We start from the raw sequence: 20,576 nt of genomic DNA, 5'->3' as shown, positions 1-20,576 counted from the left end.
GAGCGGTCATGCCCGCCAAGCACCACTCGTCAGCACCCCCGACACCGAGCACCCGGCCCGCCGTCACCGGGCCACCGTCCACCTCGGAGCCACCCTCCACGGACGACACCCCCACGATCGGACGGATACCGGTGCTGGACGTCCGCCCGATCGTCCAGCACGGCCGCCGCCCCGCCAAGGCCGTCACCGGCGAGACCTTCCAGGTGACCGCCACGGTCTTCCGCGAGGGCCACGACGCGGTCGCCGCCAACGTCGTACTGAAAGACCCCGAGGGCCGGCCGGGCCCGTGGACGCCGATGCGCGAACTCACCCCCGGCACCGACCGCTGGGGCGCCGACGTCACCCCCGACGCCGAGGGCCACTGGACCTTCTACGTCGAGGCCTGGGGCGACCCGATCAGCACCTGGCGTCACCACGCCCAGATCAAGATCCCGGCGGGCATGGACACCGAGCTGGTCCTGGAGGAGGGGGCCCGCCTGCACGAACGGGCCGCGGAAGGCGCCCCCAAGGGACAGCGGAAGATCCTCCGGGCCGCCGTGACCGCCCTCCGGGACGAGACCCGCCCGGCCATGGCCCGGTTGGGGGCGGCGTTGACGCCGGAGGTGGACGCGGTCCTGGCCGCGCACCCGCTGCGGGAGTTCGTCACCGCCTCCGCGCCACTCCCCCTGCTGGTCGAGCGGGAGCGGGCGCTGTACGGCTCCTGGTACGAGTTCTTCCCGCGCTCCGAGGGCACCCCCGAGCGGCCGCACGGCACCTTCCGCACCGCCGCGCGCCGGCTGCCCGCGATCGCCGCGATGGGCTTCGACGTCGTCTACCTGCCCCCGATCCACCCGATCGGGACGACCTTCCGCAAGGGCCCGAACAACACCCTGGCGGCCGGTCCGGACGATGTCGGGGTGCCGTGGGCGATCGGCTCGCCCGAGGGCGGCCACGACGCCGTCCACCCCGACCTGGGCACGATCGAGGACTTCGACCACTTCGTGCAGCAGGCCGCCGCGCACGGCCTGGAGATCGCGCTGGACTTCGCGTTGCAGTGCTCCCCGGACCACCCCTGGGTGCAGAAGCATCCGGAGTGGTTCCACCACCGCCCGGACGGCACCATCGCGTACGCGGAGAATCCGCCGAAGAAGTACCAGGACATCTACCCCATCGCCTTCGACGCGGACCTGGACGGTCTGATCGCCGAAACACTGCGGGTGCTGCGGCACTGGATGGACCACGGGGTGCGGATCTTCCGGGTCGACAACCCGCACACCAAGCCGGTCGTGTTCTGGCAGCAGGTGATCGCGGACATCAACGCCACCGACCCCGACGTGATCTTCCTGGCGGAGGCGTTCACCCGCCCGGCGATGATGCACACCCTGGGACAGATCGGCTTCCAGCAGTCGTACACGTACTTCACCTGGCGCAACACCAAGCAGGAGCTCACCGAGTACCTGACCGAGCTGTCGGGGGAGGCGGCCGCCTACATGCGGCCCAACTTCTTCGCCAACACCCCCGACATCCTGCACGCCTACCTCCAGCACGGCGGCCGGCCCGCCTTCGAGGTCCGCGCCGTCCTGGCCGCCACCCTCTCCCCCACCTGGGGCATCTACAGCGGCTACGAACTGTGCGAGAACACCCCCCTGCGCCAGGGCAGCGAGGAATACCTGAACTCGGAGAAGTACCAACTCCGCCCCCGCGACTGGGAGACGGCCGACACCATCGCGCCCCTGATCACCCGCCTCAACACCATCCGCCGGGAGAACCCGGCCCTGCGCCAACTGCGCGATCTCCACTTCCACCACGCGGACAAGGAAGAGGTGATCGTCTACTCGAAGCAGAGCGGCTCGAACACGGTTCTGGTGGTCGCCAACCTCGACCCTCACCACACCCAGGAGGCCACGGTCTCGTTGGACATGCCGCAACTCGGCCTGGAATGGCACGAGTCGGTGCCGGTGCGCGACGAGCTCACCGGCGAGACCTATCACTGGGGCAGGGCGAACTACGTGCGTCTCGAACCGGGCACTCGCCCCGCGCACATCCTCACCGTCCTGCGACCGTCCACCCCGCAGATCGGAGGGTCACCCACAACATGATCGTCAACGAGCCCGTCCAGGACACCTTCGAGGACACCCCGGCCAAGGACCGGGACCCCGACTGGTTCAAGCGCGCCGTCTTCTACGAGGTGCTCGTCCGTTCCTTCCAGGACAGCAACGGCGACGGCGTCGGCGACCTCAAGGGCCTCACCGCCAAGCTCGACTACCTGCAATGGCTCGGCGTCGACTGCCTCTGGCTGCCGCCCTTCTTCAAGTCACCGCTGCGCGACGGCGGTTACGACGTCTCCGACTACACCGCCGTCCTCCCCGAGTTCGGCGACCTCGCCGACTTCGTGGAGTTCGTCGACGCCGCCCACCAGCGCGGCATGCGCGTCATCATCGACTTCGTGATGAACCACACCAGCGACCAGCACCCGTGGTTCCAGGAGTCGAGGCGGGACCCGGACGGACCCTACGGTGACTACTACGTCTGGGCCGACGACGACAAGCAGTTCCAGGACGCGCGGATCATCTTCGTCGACACCGAGGCGTCCAACTGGACCTTCGACCCGGTCCGCAAGCAGTACTTCTGGCACCGTTTCTTCTCCCACCAGCCCGACCTCAACTACGAGAACCCGGCGGTCCAGGAGGAGATGATCTCCGCGCTGCGGTTCTGGCTGGACCTCGGCATCGACGGCTTCCGGCTGGACGCGGTGCCGTACCTGTACCAGCAGGAAGGCACCAACTGCGAAAACCTTCCGGCAACCCATGAGTTCCTCAAGCGGGTCCGCAAGGAGATCGACGCGCACTACCCGGACACGGTGCTGCTGGCGGAGGCGAACCAGTGGCCCGAGGACGTCGTCGACTACTTCGGCGACTACCGGTCCGGCGGCGACGAATGCCACATGGCCTTCCACTTCCCGGTCATGCCCCGCATCTTCATGGCGGTGCGCAGGGAGTCGCGTTACCCGGTCTCGGAGATCCTCGCCAAGACCCCGGCGATCCCGCAGAACTGCCAGTGGGGCATCTTCCTCAGAAACCACGACGAGCTCACCCTCGAAATGGTCACCGACGAGGAACGCGACTACATGTGGGCCGAGTACGCGAAAGACCCGCGCATGCGCGCCAACATCGGCATCCGCCGCCGGCTCGCGCCCCTCCTCGACAACGACCGCAACCAGATCGAGCTGTTCACGGCTCTCCTGCTCTCCCTGCCCGGCTCGCCGATCCTCTACTACGGCGACGAGATCGGCATGGGCGACAACATCTGGCTCGGCGACCGCGACGCCGTCCGCACCCCCATGCAGTGGACACCGGATCGCAACGCAGGTTTTTCGTCCTGTGACCCCGGGCGGCTGTATCTGCCGACCATCATGGACCCGGTCTACGGCTACCAGGTCACCAACGTCGAGGCGTCGATGTCGTCGCCCTCCTCGCTGCTGCACTGGACCCGCCGCATGATCGAGATCCGGAAGCAGAACCCGGCGTTCGGACTCGGCTCGTACACCGAACTCCAGTCGTCCAACCCGGCGGTGATCGCGTTCCTGAGAGAGTACGAGGACGATCTCGTCCTGTGCGTGCACAACTTCTCCCGCTTCGCGCAACCCACCGAGCTGGACCTGAGCACGTTCAACGGGCGGCACCCGGTGGAGCTGTTCGGCGGGGTGCGCTTCCCGGCCATCGGTGAGCTGCCGTACTTGCTGACGCTGGCGGGGCACGGCTTCTACTGGTTCCGGCTCCGCAAGGACGCCGCCTGACAGACCCGGCGGGGCGGCTGATTCCCGGTTTCTCCCGCCCCGCCCTGGGAACGCATCAGTGACACCCCGCCCACCCGGGGAAAGGACGCGACGCCATGTCGGAAGCCGTCATCGGTACTGCCACGACAAGTCCGGGCCTGCTTGCGTCACTTGATCCACTCCTGCGGGAATGGCTGCCACGGCAGCGCTGGTTCGCCGGCAAGGGCCGCCCGGTCACCGGATTCACGCTGGTCGCGGCCACCGAACTGCTGCCCGCCGACCGCAGGCTGGGCCTCTACCACCTGCTCGTCCAGGCCCATCAGCCGGCCGCGCCCTGGGACTGCTACCAGCTCCTCATAGGCGTGCGCGAGGCGCTGCCACCCCATCTCGCGCCCGCGCTGATCGGACATGTGGAGGAGGGCCCGCTCGCCGGACGCACGGTGTACGAGGCCCTGCACGACCCGAGGGCCGCCGAGGTGCTCCTGGAGGCGCTGCGCTCGCAGGCCCGCATCGGCGGACTCCGCTTCGAACGGGACCCCGGGCAGGACATCCGGCCCGGTCTGGTGCCCCGCGTGATGACCGCCGAGCAGTCCAACACCTCCGTCGTCTACGGAGATACGTTCATCCTGAAACTGCTCCGCCGGGTCGTGCCCGGCGTCAACCCCGACCTGGAGCTGCCACTGGCGCTGGCCCGCGAGGGCTGCCCCCGGGTGCCCGCGCCGACGGCGTGGCTCAACGCCGAGCTGGACGGGGAGTCGTACGTCCTCGGTGTGCTGCAACCCTTCGTGCAGGGCGCGACGGACGGCTGGGAGCTGGCGCTGCGCGAGCTGGCCAAGGGCGAGGACTTCAGCGCGGAGGCGCGGGCGCTCGGGCGGGCCACCGCCGAGGTGCACACGGCGCTGGCCCACGCGCTGCCCTCGGTGACACTCGGCGCCGCACAGCTGCGTCTGCTGGTCGACGGCATGGTCGAGCGCCTCGACGCGGCCGTCCAGGCGGTGCCCGCGCTCACGCCGTACGCGCCCGGGCTGCGCTCCGCGTTCAGCGCGCTGGCCGACCTGGCCGCGGAGGGCCGTACCTGGACCGCGCAGCGCATCCACGGCGATCTGCATCTCGGCCAGTGCCTGCGCTCGCCCGCCGGGCAGTGGTCGCTGATCGACTTCGAGGGCGAGCCGTCGAAACCGCTGGCCGAGCGGCGGATGCCGCAGCCGCCGGCCCGGGACGTCGCCGGAATGCTCCGCTCGTTCGACTACGCCGCGTTCTCGGCCGACCCTCCGGCGCCGGGCTGGGCCCACGCCTGCCGGGCCGCGTACTGCTCCGGATACGCCGAGGTCAGCGGCTCGGACCCGCGTACCGACCCGGTGCTGCTGCGCGCGTACGAGACGGACAAGGCGATCTACGAGGTCGTCTACGAGGCCAGGCACCGCCCGGACTGGCTGCCGGTGCCGATGGCGGCGATCGAGCGGTACGCCACATCCGACCTGTTCTGACTTCACGTTCGCCGAGGAGGCTCCCCCGTGACTCCGCCCACGCCCAGCGGATCGGATCCGAAGAAGAAAGCGACAGCGAAGAAGGCAGCAGCGAAGAAAGCTCCGACCGAGAAGGCGGCCGTGAAGAAGGCGACGGCGAAGAAGGCGGTCGTGAAGGAGGCGGCGGTCAAGAAGGAGGCTGCGGTCAAGAAGGCAGCCGTCAAGAAGGCGACGGCGAAGAAGGCGACCGCGAAGAAGGCGACCGCGAAGGGAGCGACGGCCGAAAAGGCGGTCGCCAAGAAGGCGGCGGCGAAGAAGACCGTCACGAAGGCCCAGAAGACCGTCGCCCCGGCGCCCGCCCCGCTGCCCGAGACGCCCGTCTCCCCCGCCCTCGACGCCCATGACCGCGACCGTCTCCTCTCCGGCACCCATCACGACCCCCACTCGGTCCTCGGCGCCCACCCCGTGCCCGGCGGCATCGCCTTCCGCGCCTTCCGGCCGTACGCCCTCTCCGTCACCGTCCTCACCGGCACCCTGCGCGCCGAGCTGCACGACGACGGGGACGGGTTCTTCAGCGGCCTCCTCCCGCTCCGGGAGGTCCCCTCCTACCGGCTCCTCGTGACGTACGAGGGCTCGGAGCAGGAGATCGAGGACGCGTACGGCTTCCTGCCCGCCCTCGGCGAGCTGGACCTGTATCTCATCGGCGAGGGTCGGCACGAGGAGCTGTGGAAGGCGCTCGGCGCCGAGCCGATGACCCACCAGGGCGTGACCGGCACCCGCTTCACGGTGTGGGCGCCCAACGCCCGCGGGGTCAGCCTGGCCGGCACCTTCAACTTCTGGGACGGCACGGGCCATCCGATGCGCTCGCTCGGCGGCTCGGGCGTCTGGGAGCTGTTCGTGCCCGGCATCGGGGAGGGCGAGCTGTACAAGTTCGCGATCACCCGCCAGGACGGTTCGAAGACGCTGCGCGCCGACCCGCTGGCCCGTCGCACCGAGGTCCCGCCGGCCACCTCGTCGATCGTGCACGCCTCGCATCACGAGTGGCAGGACGCGGCGTGGCTGTCACGGCGCGCGGACACGCCGGCCCACGAGGCGCCCTTGTCGGTGTACGAGGTGCACCTGCCGTCCTGGCGGCCTGGGTTGACGTACCGTCAGCTCGCCGAGCAGCTGCCGGCGTACGTCAAGGACCTGGGCTTCACGCACGTCGAGCTGATGCCCGTCGCCGAGCACCCCTTCGGCGGCTCCTGGGGCTATCAGGTCACCGGCTTCTACGCCCCGACCGCCCGCCTGGGCACGCCGGACGACTTCAAGTACCTGGTCGACGCCCTGCACCAGGCCGGGATCGGCGTCCTGATGGACTGGGTGCCGGCCCATTTCCCGCGCGACGACTGGGCGTTGGCGGAGTTCGACGGACGGCCGCTGTACGAGCACGAGGACCCGCTCCGCGCCGCCCATCCCGACTGGGGCACGCTGGAGTTCGACTTCGGCCGCCGTGAGGTGCGCAACTTCCTCGTCGCCAACGCCGTGTACTGGTGCGAGGAGTTCCACATCGACGGGCTGCGCGTGGACGCGGTGGCGTCCATGCTCTACCTCGACTACTCGCGCGAGCCGGGCCAGTGGACGCCCAATGTGTTCGGCGGCCGGGAGAACCTGGACGCGGTGGCGTTCCTCCAGGAGATGAACGCGACCGTGTACCGCCGGGTCCCGGGGGTCGTCACGATCGCCGAGGAGTCCACGGCCTGGGACGGGGTGACCCGGCCGACCGAGAGCGGCGGGCTGGGGTTCGGGCTGAAGTGGAACATGGGCTGGATGCACGACTCGCTCGACTACGTCCAGCACGAGCCGGTGCACCGCAAGTACCACCACCACGAGATGACGTTCTCGATGGTGTACGCGTACAGCGAGAACTACGTGCTGCCGATCTCGCACGACGAGGTCGTGCACGGCAAGCGGTCGCTGGTGTCGAAGATGCCCGGCGACTGGTGGCAGCAACGCGCCAATCACCGCGCGTACCTGGGCTTCATGTGGGCCCACCCGGGCAAGCAACTCCTCTTCATGGGGCAGGAGTTCGCCCAGGGAGCGGAGTGGTCGGAGGCGCACGGCCCCGACTGGTGGCTGCTGGACCCTGCGTACGGGGCGGAGCCCGATCACCGGGGCGTCCGGGACCTGGTCCGTGACCTCAACGTCGTCTACCGCCACACCCCGGCGCTGTGGCAGCGCGACACCACGCCGGACGGTTTCCAGTGGGTGGTCGGCGACGCGGCGGACGACAACGTCTTCGCGTTCCTGCGCTACGACGCCGAGGGCACGCCCCTGCTCGCGGTCTCCCACTTCTCCCCCGTCGTCCGGCACGACTACCGCCTCGGCGTCCCCGGCGACGTCCCCGCCTGGTACGAGACCCTCAACACCGACCTCGGCAAGTACGGCGGCGGCGACGTCACCAACCCGGACGCCGTGAAGCCGGAGGCCACCCCGTGGCACGGCCGCCCGGCCAGCATCCAACTGACGCTGCCGCCCCTGGCCACGGTCTGGCTACGGCCCGCGTGAGCGTTGATTAAGGTGATCGGGTCGATGTCTGTGCTCCACGGGGGATTCGAGGGCTCATGCGATCCGGAGGCAAGCGCGGGGCGGCCGCGGCCGCCCTGCTCTGCGTGCTCGCCGTACTGCTGCTCGGCGCGTGCGGGACCCAGGTGGCCGGCCAGGGCGGCACCGCCCCGGCGGCCACCGCCCCCTCGTGGACACTGTCGGCGCCCACGCGCTCCCAGATCACCGGGGCCGAACTCGGCACCGACCGGCGCACGGTGACCATCGCCGTGGACGTGCCCAGTGGCCCGAAGCCCTGTGTGCGCGACCTTGAGGCGAAGCTCACCGAGCCCGTCGCGAACACCGTGCCGGTCCAGGTCACCTTCACCTCACCGTCGGGGGACCGGGCCTCCGGCTGCACGAGGACCACCACGGCGAAGGCCCGGGTCAAGCTCCCCGAACCCCTCGGGGACCGCGAGCTGGCGGTCGGCTACCCCGCCGCCGTCTTCACCGCCCACGACGCTCACCTGCCCGCCCTGCGCCTCTGCGGCGACCTGGGCTGCACCCCGCCGGCCACCGGCTGCACCGCCGACTCCTACGAACAGGCGGTCAAGGCGGTCGACGTGCCCACGCACACCTACCGCGACGCGGAGCACTGCGACGGCGAGTGGCTGGTCCTGGACCTCTCCTGGCGCACCGGACCGGCCTGCGGCGACCAGACGGACAGCGCGTGCGCGTCCCGGCTCGGCGACCGCTGGTTCTACAAGGCCGGGAAGTCGGGCTGGAAGCCGTTCTTCCGGACGACGGAAGGGGGCTGCCAGGCCGTCCGGGACAGGGCGCCGGCCTTCCCGACCGCCCTGTGCGCCTCCCTGGAGCCCCTCGACCCGTCCCTGCACCCGACCTACTCCCCCACCCCCACGGCGAGCCCGTCCTCCTGATCGGCCAGCGCCCTGGGCAGCCGCCCGGTGTGCAGCACCCCCAGCCGCTGCGTCGCCCGGGTCAGCGCCACGTACAGGTCGCTGGTCCCGTACAGCGCCGGCTCGACCACCAGGACCGAGTCGAACTCCAGCCCCTTGGACTGCCGCGGGTCGAGGAGGACGACGGTCCGCGTGAGGTCGGGTTCGGCGCCCGCCGTCACTCCGTCCAGCCGGGCCGCCAGCCTGCGGTGCAGATGGCGCGGGGCGATCACCGCGAGCCGGCCCTCGGCGGGGGTCAGCTCCTCGACCGCCTTGGCGACGGCGTCGGGCAGGTCGTCGGTGGCGCGGACCCAGGGCCGTACGCCGGTCGAGCGGATCGAGCTCGGCGGTTCGAAGTCCGGGTTCTCGGCCTGTACGACGGCCGCCGCGAGGTCCATGATCTCGGCGGGCGTGCGGTAGTTGACACCGAGCCGGGTGTGCTCCCAGCGGTCCGCCACGTACGGCTCGAGGATCTTCTCCCACGACCCGACACCGGCCGCCTCCGCCGTCTGGGCCGGGTCGCCGACCAGGGTCATCGAGCGGGTCGGGCTGCGCCGCATGAGCAGCCGCCAGGCCATCGGCGACAGTTCCTGCGCCTCGTCGACGATGATGTGCCCGAAGGCCCAGGTCCGGTCGGCCGCCGCGCGCTCGGCGGCGCTGCGGTGGTCGTCCTCCTCCTGCCGCTCGGCGAACCGCTCGGCGTCGATGATGTCGTGCGCCGACAGCACCTCGGAGTCCTCGTCGTCGATGTCCTCGAACTCATAGGTACGCGAGGCGTACGACACGTCGAGGACGCCCTGCGCATACGCCACTTGCGTCTCCCGCTCGCGCTCGGCAAGGGCTCGCGCCACCCGCTCGTCCACGCCGAGGAGTTCGGCGGCCTCGTCGAGCAGCGGTACGTCCGCCACCGTCCAGCCCCGGGTCACCGGGCGGCGGATGGCGGCCGCGTCCTCGTCGGGGAGGTAGCCGACGGGGTCGGCGAGGAAGTCCGCGACCAGCCGCTGCGGGGTCAGCCGGGGCCACAACTGGTCGATGGCGGACCACACTTCGGGGTTCTCGGCGATCTCGTCGCGGATCTGCGTGACGTCGCTCGGGTCGAGGAGACTGCTGCCGTCGTAGGGGTCGGTACCGACCCGCTCGGCGTACAGCTCGGTGAGGGTGTTGAGGATGTGCCCCTCGAAGTGCTCGCGGGCCACGTTGTGCGGCAGCCGCGCGGCCCGGGTCTTCTCCCGCGCCATCTTCACCAGACCGTCGTCGAGCATCAGGACCTCCCGGTCGTGCTCGATCGCGATGACCGGGTCGGGCAGCGCCTGCCAGTCGCGTACGACGTCGGCGAGGACGTCCGCCATGTCGGCGCGGCCCTTCACGGCCGCCGCCGCGCGGGTGTCGGTGGCGGTCGCCTTCACGCCGGGGAACAGTTCGCCGACCGTGGCGAGCAGCACGCCCGTCTCGCCGAGCGCGGGCAGCACCTCGCCGATGTAGCCGAGGAAGGCGGGGTTGGGGCCGACGATCAGCACGGCCCGCTTGGCGAGCAACTCCCGGTGTTCGTAGAGCAGATAGGCGGCGCGGTGCAGGGCGACGGCCGTCTTGCCGGTGCCCGGGCCGCCCTCGACCACCAGCACACCGCGGTGCGGGGCGCGGATGATCTCGTCCTGCTCGGCCTGGATGGTCTGCACGATGTCGTGCATCCGGCCGGTGCGGGCGGCGTCCAGCGCGGCGAGCAGCACGGCGTCGCCGGTCGGGTCCTCGTGGCCGGTGCGCTCCTGGTCGCCGAGGTCGAGGATCTCGTCGTGCAGGGCGGTGACCGTACGCCCCTCGGTGGTGATGTGCCGGCGGCGGCGCAGGCCCATGGGGGTGTGGCCGGTGGCCAGGTAGAAGGGCCGGGCGACCTGAGCGCGCCAGTCGATGAGGACCGGGGTGCGTTCGGCGTCGTCGGTGCGCAGTCCGATGCGGCCGATGTGATGGCTGGTCCCGGACGTCAGGTCGATGCGGCCGAAGCACAGCGAGCCGTCGACCGCGTTGAGCGCGGCGAGCAGCCCCGACCGCTCGGCGACCAGGATGTCCCGTTCCAGCCGGGCCTGCATGGGCGTGTTGCCCTGGGCGAGGGCGTCGGTGACTCCGGCCTCGGTGTCACCGCGCAGCGCGTCCACGCGGGCGTACAGGGTGTCGATGAATTCCTGCTCACCGCGAATTTCATCGCTGTTTGACAATTCCACTCCCACGCAGATATACTGTGCCTACTGAACTTCTCTGCGACTCAATTCCCGTAAAGTCACGAACCATTGAGTCTAAGCAAAAGAATCCCCCCGGCGCAATTGCCGAGGGGATTTTTCGTTGTCCAGCAGTGGCGCGGAATCAGATCACGTCGGCCAGTTCCTCCAGCAGCCGTCGCTTCGGCCTGGCCCCCACCATCGACTTCACCGGCTCACCGTCGCGGAAGACCATGAACGTCGGCATGGAGAGAACCTTGTAGGCGTTCGTGGTCAGCGGATTGTGGTCCACGTTCAGCTGCACCACCTTCAGGCGGCCGGCCTCCTCCGCGGCGAGCGCCTTCAACACCGGGCCCATCTGCCGGCACGGCGGGCACCAGTCCGCCGTGAACTCCACCAGCACCGGCAGCCCGGCCCCGATCACCTCGGCCGCGAAATCCGCGTCCGTCACATCCGTCACGGCGTCTGTCGCCTGCATCACAGCTCCTGCCCTCCCAGTTCGCACAGGGGCGCCTCGCCCCCGACCGTGGCCAGCCGCACGCCGATCCGTGCCCGTACCGCCTGGAGCTCGCCGATCAGCTCGTCCAGCTCCGCCAGCTTGCGCCGGTAGACGTCGAGCGAGGCCGGACAGGTGTCCCCCTCGGGGTGCCCGGCCTGGAGACACTCCACGAAGGGCCGGGTCTCCTCCAGGTCGAACCCGAAGTCCTGCAACGTCCGGATCTGCCGCAGCAGCTTCAGATCGCTCTCGTCGTACGTCCGGTATCCGTTGCCGCCCCGCCGGGCGGGCAGCAGTCCGCGTGACTCGTAGTACCGCAGCGTCCGGGTCGTGGTCCCGGCCCGCGCGGCCAGCTCGCCGATTCGCATGTCCACGAACGTAATCCTTTACGCCGACGTCAAGGCAACAGCGGTTTCCGCTCCACCGGAGAGGTGAGAACGATCGAGGTCGTGGTGCGCCCGAGGGCGGAGACCTCTTCGAGGACCTCCTCCAGGTGGACGGTGTCCCGGACGGCGACCTTGAGGATCCAGCAGTCCTCGCCGACCGCGTGGTGCACCTCGATGATCTCCGGGCGCTCGATCAGCTCCAGGGTCCTCGGGTGCTTGAGGTTGTAGCCGCCGTGCGGGTTGACCCGGATGAACGCCTGGATGCCGTAGCCGAGCCGGGCCGGGACGACATGGGCGCCGTATCCGCTGATCACGCCCGCCGCCTCCAGCCGGCGCACCCGCTCGGTGACGGCCGCGGGGCTCAGCCGCACCCGGCGGCCCAGCTCGCTCAGCTTGATCCGTCCGTCGCTCTGGAGCAGCCGGAGGATCTCCCGGTCCAGCGCGTCGAAGGCCGCCGAGGTTTCGCTGGCGGCGGCTCGCGGATGCCGTGGTTCTTTCGGTGCCGCGGCCTGAACTCCCATGGTTACCCCTTCAGGACGTGGGTGTGCGCCAGGAGAATTATGGTCATGGAAAAGGCACGGGAGATACTGGTCATCGGCGGCAGCCGCTATTTCGGCAAGCGGCTCGTCACGCGTCTGCTGGCCGCCGGGGACCGGGTGACGGTCCTCAATCGGGGATCGTCGGCCCCGCCGCCCGGGGCGACGCATCTCGTCGCCGACCGCGACGACGAGACGTCCCTGGTGGCGGCGCTCGGTTCCCGCACGTTCGACGTCGTCGTCGACCAGGTCTGCTACACCCCGCGGCAGGCGGAGATCGCGCGGCGGGTGTTCACGGGCCGTACCGGCCGCTATGTGATGACGTCGACGGTCGAGGTGTACGAGTACGAGGACTCCCTCACGCCCGTACGGGAGGACGCCGTCGACCCGCTGACGGTGCCCGTCGACCTCGAACTGCCCTGGGACGACCCGGAGTTCCTCGACGCCCACTACGGCGAGGGCAAGCGGCAGGCGGAGGCGGTCTTCGCGGCCGACCCGGACTTCCCCTACGTGGCCGTCCGCGTCGCCCATGTCCTGGGCGGGGACGACGACTTCACGGGACGCCTGGAGCACTACGCCTCCCGCATCCGGGCCCGCGAGCCGATCGCGGTGCCCTTCTCGAACCAGCCCGCCACCTACATCCACGTCGAGGAGATCGCCGACTTCCTGGTGTGGGCGGTGGGCGAGGACTTCACGGGACCGGTCAACGCCGCCTCCCACGGCCCGCTGACCACGGTGGACCTGTGCGAGGCGATCGTCGCGCGGATTCCCGAGGGCAAGGTCGTGCTCCAGCTCGTCGAGGTCGGCGAGGTCTCGCCGTTCTCCTTCTTCCGCTCCTACGGCATGGACAACTCCCGCGCCACCAGGCTCGGTTACACCTTCCGCGCCGCACCGGCGTGGCTCACGGCGGCCGTGGCGGAGACGCTCGGGAAGGACGGCGACTGACATGCGGTACCGCACACTCGGCGACCTGAAGGTCAGCGCCGTGGGTCTCGGCGCGATGCCGCTGTCCATCGAGGGACGGCCGGACGAGGAGCGCGCGCTCGCGACCGTGCGGGCGGCGCTGGACGCGGGCGTCACCCTCTTCGACACCGCGGACTCCTACCATCTCCCCGGCACCGAGCCCGGCCACAACGAACTGCTGCTGGCCCGCGCCCTGGCCGGCGCCGGCTCCGAGGTGCTGGTCGCCACGAAGGGCGGCCGGGGCCGGCCGGCCGACGGCAGCTGGACCGTGACCGGCGACCCGCGCCATCTGAAGCGGGCCGCCGAGGGCTCCCTGCGGCGGCTCGGCGTCGAGGCCATCGGCCTCTACCAACTGCATAAGCCCGATCCCGCCGTCCCCTTCGAGGAGTCGGTCGGCGCGCTGCGCGAGCTGCTCGACGAGGGCAAGATCCGGCTGGCCGGCGTCTCCAACACGGATGCGGAGCAGATCCGTACGGCCCGCGCGATCCTCGGCGACCGCTTGGCGTCCGTACAGAACCGCTACTCGCCCGAGGTCCGGGACAGCGAGCCCGAGCTGCGGCTGTGCGCGGAGCTGGGGCTCGCCTTCCTGCCGTGGAGCCCGCTGGGCGGCATCTCGCGCAGCTCACTGGACGGCCCGTCGGGCCTCGCGGCCGCCGGGCGCTTCGCCGCCTTCCACGAGATCGCGGCCGAGCGTGGCGTCAGCCCCCAACAGGTGGGCCTGGCCTGGCTGCTGGCGAAGTCCCCGACCGTGATCCCGATCCCGGGGGCGAGCCGCCCGGAGACGATCAGGGACTCGGCGGGGGCGACGGAACTGGCGCTGAGCGGGGCCGAGTTGGCGAGGCTGGAGCCGGTTGGCCAGGTGGCTGAAGCCGCTTGGCCAGGCGGGCTGGAACCGCTCGGCTAGACGGCTGGAGCCGGTTGGCTAGTCCTCCGTCCATTCCTCGTCCTCGATGTCCCTCGTGCCCGGCACCCCCAGCAGCCGCCGGGTCAACCGGTCGCGGTCCGACAGCAGTTCGTCGAGGGCCTCGCGGACGTCCCGTGCCTCGGTGCGTGCCGACTCGCGTTCGGCGGCGATGAGCACGGAGCGTCGTACCAGCTCCTTGGTGAAGGAGGCCGTCGTGCCCTCCGTACGGGCCACCACCTCGTCCGCGATGTCCTGGCCGAGGCCGAGTCCGCCGGCGTAGAGGTCGAGGAGACGGGCGCGGCCCTCGGCGTCCGGGAGGGGGATCTCGACGGCGAGGTCGACGCGTCCCGGGCGCTGGGCGAGGGCGGGTTCCAGCAGGTCGGCGCGGTTGGTGGTGAGGAGGAAGGCGACGTCCGCGTCGTCGCCGAGGCCGTCCATCTCGTTCAGCACCTGGAAGAGCAGGGGCTGTTCGCCGCCGCCGTAGTCGCGGGCCTCGGCGACGAGGTCGCAGTCCTCCAGGACGACGAGGGCGGGCTGGAGCATCCGGGCGAGGGCGCAGGCCGGGCCGATGGCGTTGATGCTCTCGCCGGACAGGATCACCACGGTGAACTGCGGGAGGTGGGAGAGGAGATAGCGCAGGGTGTGGGTCTTGCCGGTGCCGGGCGGGCCGTACAGCAGCAGGCCGCGGCGCAGGTGCTGACCGGCCTCGCGCAGCCGCTCGCGGCGCCGGGCCACGCCCACGACCTGGCGTTCGACGCGCTCCAGGAGGCCGGACGGCATGATGATCTCGTCGCGGGTGAGGCCGGGGCGGCGGTGGAAGCGGAACGGGCCGAGGCCGTGTCCGAACTGCGAGCCCTCGAAGGAGAGGACCTGGCCGCGGAAGACGTTGTGCTCGCGGATGAGCGCGTCGACCTCGGCGAGCAGCCGGTCCGCGAACTCCTTCTCGGAGGCGAGGACTTCGACCTCGACCTTGTTGCGTCCGTACTCGTCCTGCGGCCCGCGCAGCAGCACCGCGAACCGCTCCTCGCCGTCCGTGCCGAGGTAGAACCCGCAGGAGACGCAGGCCAGTTCGGCGTCCGGGGAGATCGGCAGCTGGGCGTAGTCGACGGCACCGACGACGAAGCGGTCGTAGCGGTCGGCGGCGTCGATGATGTCGCCGAGGGTGAGCTCGCCGTGGTGCCGGCCGCCGCGCATGCCGATCAGCTCGTGGGTGCGGCCGTCGGCGGCGAACCAGCGCTCCAGGGCGAGATGGACGTTGGGCAGGTCGAAGGGGGCGTACGCCGTCTTCACCACCGGGCGGTCCGTGGGTGCCGAACCGAGGTGGTCGCGGAGGCGTTTGGCGAGGTCGCGGCTGCCGTCGGAGTCGGCACGCTTGGGGCGGGCGACGGCCAGGAGGAACTCGTGGAACAGCTCGTTGATGCGGTCGATCGAGAGGGCCGAGGGTTCGCGGCTCTCGCCGTACTTGGCTTCGTACTCGTCGGTGCCGAGGATCTCCACCGTGACCTTGCCCGGTTCCGCCATACCCTGTCCGCCTCCGTGTGCCGTGGCCGCGCCCTTCGTGGCTCTCCAGCCTGGGCCCCCACGCGTCGGCGGGTCAAAGCATTTCGGGCAAGCGGCCGCGAAGGGGCCCGAAAAGGGCCGGCGGAGTCAGCCGGGCGGGACCGAGTTCACCGCGCTTCGACGAGGTCACGCTCTTCGTCGGTGACTTGGGCGAAGCAGGTGTCTTCCGTGGCGATGACGTTGGACCGGTCCTGGGCCTCCGTGCTGATGTGTCGCACGCCGAGGGTCCAGCCCTGCTTCTTGTACGTGGCCATGAAGTACGTGCTGCTCCCGGTCATCGGCACTTCCTTGTACGGTTCGCCCTTTTTCCAGCCTCGCGCCTCAAGTCCGGAGAGCACGAGGTCCAGTTGCCGGCGCGGCTCGGCGGACTTCCAGGAGACCACGCACGGTGACAGCCGTTGGGCGAGGGCGGCCAGCTTCTGCCGCTCCGCCGCGGACCGTCGACCGGTCAGACGGCCGTCGCCGGGATAGCCCATCTCCGTCTCCCCTTCCGGGAGTCCGGCAGTCTCGAGCGCCGCGTCGAGGTCCGCCCGCACCGTCTTCTGCCCGAACGCCGCCGGTGAGGTCACCGCCGTCGAGGCCTCGGCGGAGGGCGCGGTCTCGCTGCCGCATCCGGTGACGAGCACCGCCCCTGCGGCGACGGCGGCTATCCGTACGGCTCTGCCGGCGGTGGTGGTACGCATGCACTCTTCCCTGGATGTGAACGGTCGGCTCCGGATCCTCGCATGAATATGCGGAGCCTGTGAATTTGCCATGTGTTTGCCATGTACTCTGCATCCAAGCACGTCAGGGGTGGGGTGCATCAGCAGGGTGCACATGGGGGGTTCGTTGATCCAGCCGTTGCGGCGCGTCCGGTTACAGACGCCCATCCGATAGCCGTCTTCACTTCGGCCTGTCACGCCACCCTCCTCGCCATGCAATCGAACATATGTCTTATTCCGATGCTTGTTTTCACGCTCAGATGGAGACCCTCATGAGACCGACCCGAGGGCGCGCGGCGCGCCTGGCGGGTGCCGGAGTCACGCTGGCACTGGCGCTGACCCTGGCACCAGGGATGCCGCTCGCCGCCGACCGGGCGAGCGCCGCACCGTCGGACGCCACCGGACCGACCGCCTCCGAGAAGGCCCTCGCCGAGGCCGCGGCCACCGGTGAACGGGTGGAGGTCGTCGCGGAACGCACCGAGCGGGACACGGTGTTCGCCAACCCCGACGGCTCCACGCTCACCTTGGAGAAGTCGATCGTCCCGGTCCGGGTCGCCGCCGCGGACGGTGGCTGGGTCCGGCCGGACGCGACGCTGGTGAAGCGGGCGGACGGCTCGGTCGGGCCGCGGGCCGCCGCTGTCGAGATGTCGTTCTCCGGCGGTGGCTCCGGCGCGGACCTGGTCACCATCGGCGACGCCGGCCGGTCGGTGTCCCTCGGCTGGCCGGGAACTCTTCCCGAGCCCCGGCTGGACGGGGCCCGAGCCGTCTACGAGGACGTCCGCCCGGACGTCAACCTCATCCTGACGGCGACTCCGGAAGGCTTCCGGCAGGTGCTGGAGGTCGAGACGCTGGAGGCCGCCGCCGCCCCCGGCCTGCGGGCCATCAGCTACGACCTGGACACCGACGGACTGCAAGCGCGCGCCGGAGCCGCCGGAAGCATGGAAGTGGTCGACGGCAACGGCCAGGTCGTCTTCCGATCACCGAGCGCCCGGATGTGGAACTCCGCCGGAGACACCGCCGACGGCGAGGGCCTGTCCGCCCAGAGCGCCGGGCTGCGTCCGCTGGGCGCGGCCCGGACCGCCGGTGCCGATACCGGGTCCGACCCCGTCCCGGTGACCGGCCCTGCCGACGAGAACCCCCTCGACGGCCCCGGCGCCGGTGACGAGTCCGCTCTGATGGACGTCGTCCTCGACAAGGAATCCGTCCGTGTCGTCCCCGACGCCGGCCTTCTCACCGGCACCACCCAGGCCGAACTGCCGCTCTACATCGACCCGTCGGTAGAACTGAACGAGTCCGAGCGCACGGTGCTGTCGTCCGACGGTGACGTCTTCTACAACTTCTCCGGCGGCACCAACGGCATGAGCGTCGGCAAGTGCGGCTCCGCCGTGATCGGCGGCGTCACCTACTACTGCGGCAACGGCTATGTGAACCGCATGTACTTCGAGTTCGCCCCGGACAAACTGAAGGGCAAGCACGTTCTGGACGCCGAGTTCAACGTGACGGAGACCTGGTCGTTCTCCTGCGACGCCCGCTGGGTCGACCTGGAGCGCACCAACCCCATCTCCTCGTCCAGCAAGTGGCCCGGCCCGACCAAGCTGGACCAGATGGGCGACCGGAACGTCTCCGCCGGCCGCGGCTCCGCCTGCTCACCGGCCCAGCCCGCCGCGCCGATCCGCTTCCACGACTACGCCGAGGAGCCGGACGAGAACCTCACCCCGACCGTCCGGTCCTTCGCGGCCGGATCGTTCCCCCGGCTGACGCTGATGCTCATGGCCAAGAGCGAGTCGGACACGGTGTCCTGGAAGCGGTTCGACGACGACGCCGTCCTCACGGTCGACTACGTCAGCAAGCCCGCCACCCCCACCGAGACCGGCGTCAAGGCCGGCGCCGGCCGGGTGTGCAGCAAGTCGGAGTCGTCCCCCAGCGTCATCACGGACCCCAGGCCCGACCTGCTCGCCACTCCTGAGACGGCGGCCGGCGGTGAGTCCGGCGCCCGGCTGCGCATCTACTTCGACGTGGACGTGAAGAACGGCACCACCTGGTCCGACGCGCCCGAGCCGACCACCTCCTCGTTGAAGCCGACCAGCGGATATGTGGCGTACAGCAGTACGTTGAAGGGATTCCCGGCGCAGACGAAGGACTGGGACAACCCCCTGGCCGACGGCAAACTGCACCGCTACCGGGCCTATACACACTCCCTCTACAACAGCGACCAGAGTTTCCTGTCCAGTCCGCAGAGCGACTGGTGCTACTTCACGGTGGACAGCAAGGCCCCGCAGAAGCCGAGCATCACGTCCTGGACCACGTACAGCGAATGCGTCACGGGCGGTTCCTGCGTCGCGGGCGGCGGGCCCGGCAAGTCCGGTACCGCGGTGTTCGGTCCCGCCGCGGGCGAGACCAGCACCAACAGCGGCTACCGGTACCGGCTCTCCTCGGACTCCGCCTGGTCGGCGTGGATGAGCGGCACCACCTACAAGGCGACCTTCACTCCCCCGTCCTCCGGCACCTATCTGCTCCATGTGCAGGCCAAGTCGGCCGCCTATCCGCTGGGCGGCGACGAGCAGATCGTCCGGTTCCTCGTCAGTGAGGGACCCAAGCCGGTCGCCCACTGGAACTTCGACGAGCCGAGCGGCGCGGCCGTCGACACCTCCACCACGGACAGCGCTCTGCGCGACGACCTCACGCTGTCCGCGGGCGCCGTCCGCACGCCCGACGGGCGCCGCGGTGAGATCGTCAAGCAGCCCGCCACCGAGACCACGACAGCCGTTCTCGGCCAGGACCAGGCGCTGAAGGTGACGAACTCGGCGTACGCCTCGACCACCGAGCCGGTCCTCCAGACCGCGGCGTCGTACACCGTCGCCGCATGGGTACGGCTGGAGGCGACGGGGCGGAACTTCACCGTGGCCGGCCAGGACGGCACGTACTACAGCCCCTTCTTTCTCAGCTACTGCGAGGACAGCAAGACCTGGTGCGTGCGCCTGGCCGACGCCGACCTCGCGTCCACCTCGCTGAGCAACCAGCGGGTCAACGCCAAGGACCCGGCGCAGACGGGTGTGTGGACGCACCTCGCCGCGGTGGTGGACCACGACAAGAACGTCCTGTCGCTGTACGTGAACGGCCGCCTCCAGGGCACCGACACCATCACCGGCAACTGGTCCGCGAACGGCGGCTTCCAGATCGGCCGGGTGAAGTACAAGGGCGCCTACGCCGACCCCTTCGCCGGTGAGGTCGACGAGGTGACGGTCTGGCAGGCGGCCCAGTCCGACGTCCAGATCGCGGGCGAGGCCCGGCTCACCGACGGCCCCGACGGCACCGGGCTGCCCCACCTGGAACTGGTGGCCGACCTGAACGCCTCCGGAGCTTCGGGCAGCACCATCCAGGACACCACCAGCAACTACGGCCCCACGCTCACCGTGGGCAGCGGCGCCAAGCTGGACGGCGAGTCCCTGGTCCTGGAAGGCACGGGCGGTGCCGAGTCCGCTTCACCGCTCGTCGACACCACCGGCTCCTTCACGGTGGCCGTGGAAACGATGGTCGACGGGGCGGCACTCAAGGACAAGCCGAACGGCTATCGCGCGCAGGTCCTCGGTCAGCGCACGGCCACCGGATCGTCCTGGGGGCTGTGGTTCGAGAAGACCGGCCTCGACTCCCAGGGCCATGAGGTCCTGGACGAGAACGGCGACCCTGTGATCGACGAGGCCACCGGTGAGCCGAAGTTCGAGACCTGGGCGCTCGGCCGGTGGCACTTCGGCCTGCTGACCGCCGACGGCAACGGGGCGTCGGTGCAGAGCGACGCCGCGGCCGTGCTCGGCACCGACGTCGAGCTCACGGGCGCGTACGACGCCCAGAACCAGACCATCTCCCTCTTCCTCGTGGACCGGCAGGGCGAGCCCACGCAGTACACGGCACCGGCGAGCAGCGGCGGCGTGGCCGTCGGCAAGGGCTGGCTGAACAGCGCGTGGGGCAACCACGTGCCGGGCCGCGTCAACCACATCCGGATGTGGGCGGGCGCGGTGCAGAGCGCCCACCACAAGACGGCCGTGGTCGGCGACTGACCTCACCTGTCCTGGCCGGGGCGCGGGCGGTACTCCGCCGCCCGCGCCCCGGCCTTCCCCCACACC

Annotated in this window: 14 protein-coding genes; 8 read left to right on the top strand and 6 right to left on the bottom strand. The window is 70.5% G+C overall.

What is annotated here, in order from left to right; genetic code table 11:
* Positions 1–8 precede the first annotated feature (8 nt).
* The 5 genes from EJC51_RS33330 (at position 9) to EJC51_RS33310 (ending at position 8,681) form a co-directional block, all read left to right on the top strand.
* On the top strand, positions 9–2,078 hold the full coding sequence (locus EJC51_RS33330; RefSeq protein WP_126274449.1) for an alpha-1,4-glucan--maltose-1-phosphate maltosyltransferase: 2,070 nt from the start codon (positions 9–11) through the stop codon (positions 2,076–2,078).
* On the top strand, positions 2,075–3,775 hold the full coding sequence (gene treS / locus EJC51_RS33325) for a maltose alpha-D-glucosyltransferase (protein ID WP_126274448.1): 1,701 nt from the start codon (positions 2,075–2,077) through the stop codon (positions 3,773–3,775). The genes EJC51_RS33330 and treS overlap by 4 nt, the downstream gene beginning before the upstream one ends.
* A 95-nt stretch (positions 3,776–3,870) precedes the next feature.
* On the top strand, positions 3,871–5,241 hold the full coding sequence (locus EJC51_RS33320; protein ID WP_126274447.1) for a maltokinase N-terminal cap-like domain-containing protein: 1,371 nt from the start codon (positions 3,871–3,873) through the stop codon (positions 5,239–5,241).
* Positions 5,242–5,268: 27 nt separating this feature from the next.
* A complete protein-coding gene (gene glgB / locus EJC51_RS33315; protein WP_126274446.1) occupies positions 5,269–7,767 on the top strand; it encodes a 1,4-alpha-glucan branching enzyme in 2,499 nt (832 codons plus the stop codon).
* Positions 7,768–7,823: 56 nt separating this feature from the next.
* Positions 7,824–8,681 (top strand): hypothetical protein, encoded by an 858-nt coding sequence (locus tag EJC51_RS33310; RefSeq protein ID WP_126274445.1) that lies wholly within the window; start codon positions 7,824–7,826, stop codon positions 8,679–8,681.
* Here the strand turns inward: EJC51_RS33310 and EJC51_RS33305 are convergent.
* The 4 genes from EJC51_RS33305 to EJC51_RS33290 form a co-directional block, all read right to left on the bottom strand.
* Entirely contained in the window at positions 8,645–10,891 is a 2,247-nt protein-coding gene (locus EJC51_RS33305; RefSeq protein ID WP_126277236.1) for a HelD family protein, read from the bottom strand. The genes EJC51_RS33310 and EJC51_RS33305 overlap by 37 nt on opposite strands.
* Before the next feature lie 163 nt (positions 10,892–11,054).
* Positions 11,055–11,369 carry a thioredoxin family protein gene (locus tag EJC51_RS33300; protein ID WP_165951206.1) on the bottom strand — a complete coding sequence of 105 codons (315 nt, stop codon included), beginning with the start codon at positions 11,367–11,369 and terminating at the stop codon, positions 11,055–11,057.
* 17 nt (positions 11,370–11,386) lie between these two features.
* Positions 11,387–11,773 (bottom strand): MerR family transcriptional regulator, encoded by a 387-nt coding sequence (locus EJC51_RS33295; protein ID WP_126277235.1) that lies wholly within the window; start codon positions 11,771–11,773, stop codon positions 11,387–11,389.
* Between the two features lie 29 nt (positions 11,774–11,802).
* A complete protein-coding gene (locus EJC51_RS33290) occupies positions 11,803–12,312 on the bottom strand; it encodes an Lrp/AsnC family transcriptional regulator (RefSeq protein WP_207924762.1) in 510 nt (169 codons plus the stop codon).
* Between the two features lie 45 nt (positions 12,313–12,357).
* On the opposite strand from EJC51_RS33290, the gene EJC51_RS33285 reads away from it, so the two are divergent.
* Positions 12,358–13,272 carry an NAD-dependent epimerase/dehydratase family protein gene (locus EJC51_RS33285; RefSeq protein WP_244362965.1) on the top strand — a complete coding sequence of 305 codons (915 nt, stop codon included), beginning with the start codon at positions 12,358–12,360 and terminating at the stop codon, positions 13,270–13,272.
* A 1-nt stretch (position 13,273) separates the two neighbouring features.
* Positions 13,274–14,194: an aldo/keto reductase gene (locus tag EJC51_RS33280; RefSeq protein ID WP_126274442.1), complete on the top strand. Its 921-nt coding sequence runs from the start codon at positions 13,274–13,276 to the stop codon at positions 14,192–14,194.
* Positions 14,195–14,212: 18 nt separating this feature from the next.
* Here the strand turns inward: EJC51_RS33280 and EJC51_RS33275 are convergent, their stop codons facing one another.
* Both EJC51_RS33275 and EJC51_RS33270 read right to left on the bottom strand, forming a co-directional pair.
* Positions 14,213–15,715: an AAA family ATPase gene (locus tag EJC51_RS33275; protein ID WP_126274441.1), complete on the bottom strand. Its 1,503-nt coding sequence runs from the start codon at positions 15,713–15,715 to the stop codon at positions 14,213–14,215.
* A 146-nt stretch (positions 15,716–15,861) separates the two neighbouring features.
* Complete coding sequence (locus EJC51_RS33270) at positions 15,862–16,437, bottom strand: hypothetical protein (RefSeq protein ID WP_126274440.1); 576 nt, start codon at positions 16,435–16,437, stop codon at positions 15,862–15,864.
* 290 nt (positions 16,438–16,727) lie between these two features.
* On the opposite strand from EJC51_RS33270, the gene EJC51_RS33265 reads away from it, so the two are divergent.
* Positions 16,728–20,510 carry a LamG-like jellyroll fold domain-containing protein gene (locus EJC51_RS33265; RefSeq protein ID WP_126274439.1) on the top strand — a complete coding sequence of 1,261 codons (3,783 nt, stop codon included), beginning with the start codon at positions 16,728–16,730 and terminating at the stop codon, positions 20,508–20,510.
* The last annotated feature ends 66 nt before the right edge of the window (positions 20,511–20,576 follow it).

It is taken from the genome of Streptomyces aquilus, assembly GCF_003955715.1.
Classification (GTDB): domain Bacteria; phylum Actinomycetota; class Actinomycetes; order Streptomycetales; family Streptomycetaceae; genus Streptomyces; species Streptomyces aquilus.
This window is presented reverse-complemented; position numbering and strand designations above follow the sequence as displayed.

What these genes read in the sequence shown, in the direction of transcription:
- EJC51_RS33330 (WP_126274449.1), top strand. Translation starts at nt 9, where the DNA reads ATGCCCGCCAAGCACCACTCGTCAGCACCCCCGACACCGAGCACCCGG.
- treS (WP_126274448.1), top strand. Translation starts at nt 2,075, where the DNA reads ATGATCGTCAACGAGCCCGTCCAGGACACCTTCGAGGACACCCCGGCC.
- EJC51_RS33320 (WP_126274447.1), top strand. Translation starts at nt 3,871, where the DNA reads ATGTCGGAAGCCGTCATCGGTACTGCCACGACAAGTCCGGGCCTGCTT.
- EJC51_RS33310 (WP_126274445.1), top strand. Translation starts at nt 7,824, where the DNA reads ATGCGATCCGGAGGCAAGCGCGGGGCGGCCGCGGCCGCCCTGCTCTGC.
- EJC51_RS33295 (WP_126277235.1), bottom strand. Translation starts at nt 11,773, where the DNA reads ATGCGAATCGGCGAGCTGGCCGCGCGGGCCGGGACCACGACCCGGACG.
- EJC51_RS33290 (WP_207924762.1), bottom strand. Translation starts at nt 12,312, where the DNA reads ATGGGAGTTCAGGCCGCGGCACCGAAAGAACCACGGCATCCGCGAGCC.
- EJC51_RS33285 (WP_244362965.1), top strand. Translation starts at nt 12,358, where the DNA reads ATGGAAAAGGCACGGGAGATACTGGTCATCGGCGGCAGCCGCTATTTC.
- EJC51_RS33280 (WP_126274442.1), top strand. Translation starts at nt 13,274, where the DNA reads ATGCGGTACCGCACACTCGGCGACCTGAAGGTCAGCGCCGTGGGTCTC.
- EJC51_RS33275 (WP_126274441.1), bottom strand. Translation starts at nt 15,715, where the DNA reads ATGGCGGAACCGGGCAAGGTCACGGTGGAGATCCTCGGCACCGACGAG.
- EJC51_RS33270 (WP_126274440.1), bottom strand. Translation starts at nt 16,437, where the DNA reads ATGCGTACCACCACCGCCGGCAGAGCCGTACGGATAGCCGCCGTCGCC.
- EJC51_RS33265 (WP_126274439.1), top strand. Translation starts at nt 16,728, where the DNA reads ATGAGACCGACCCGAGGGCGCGCGGCGCGCCTGGCGGGTGCCGGAGTC.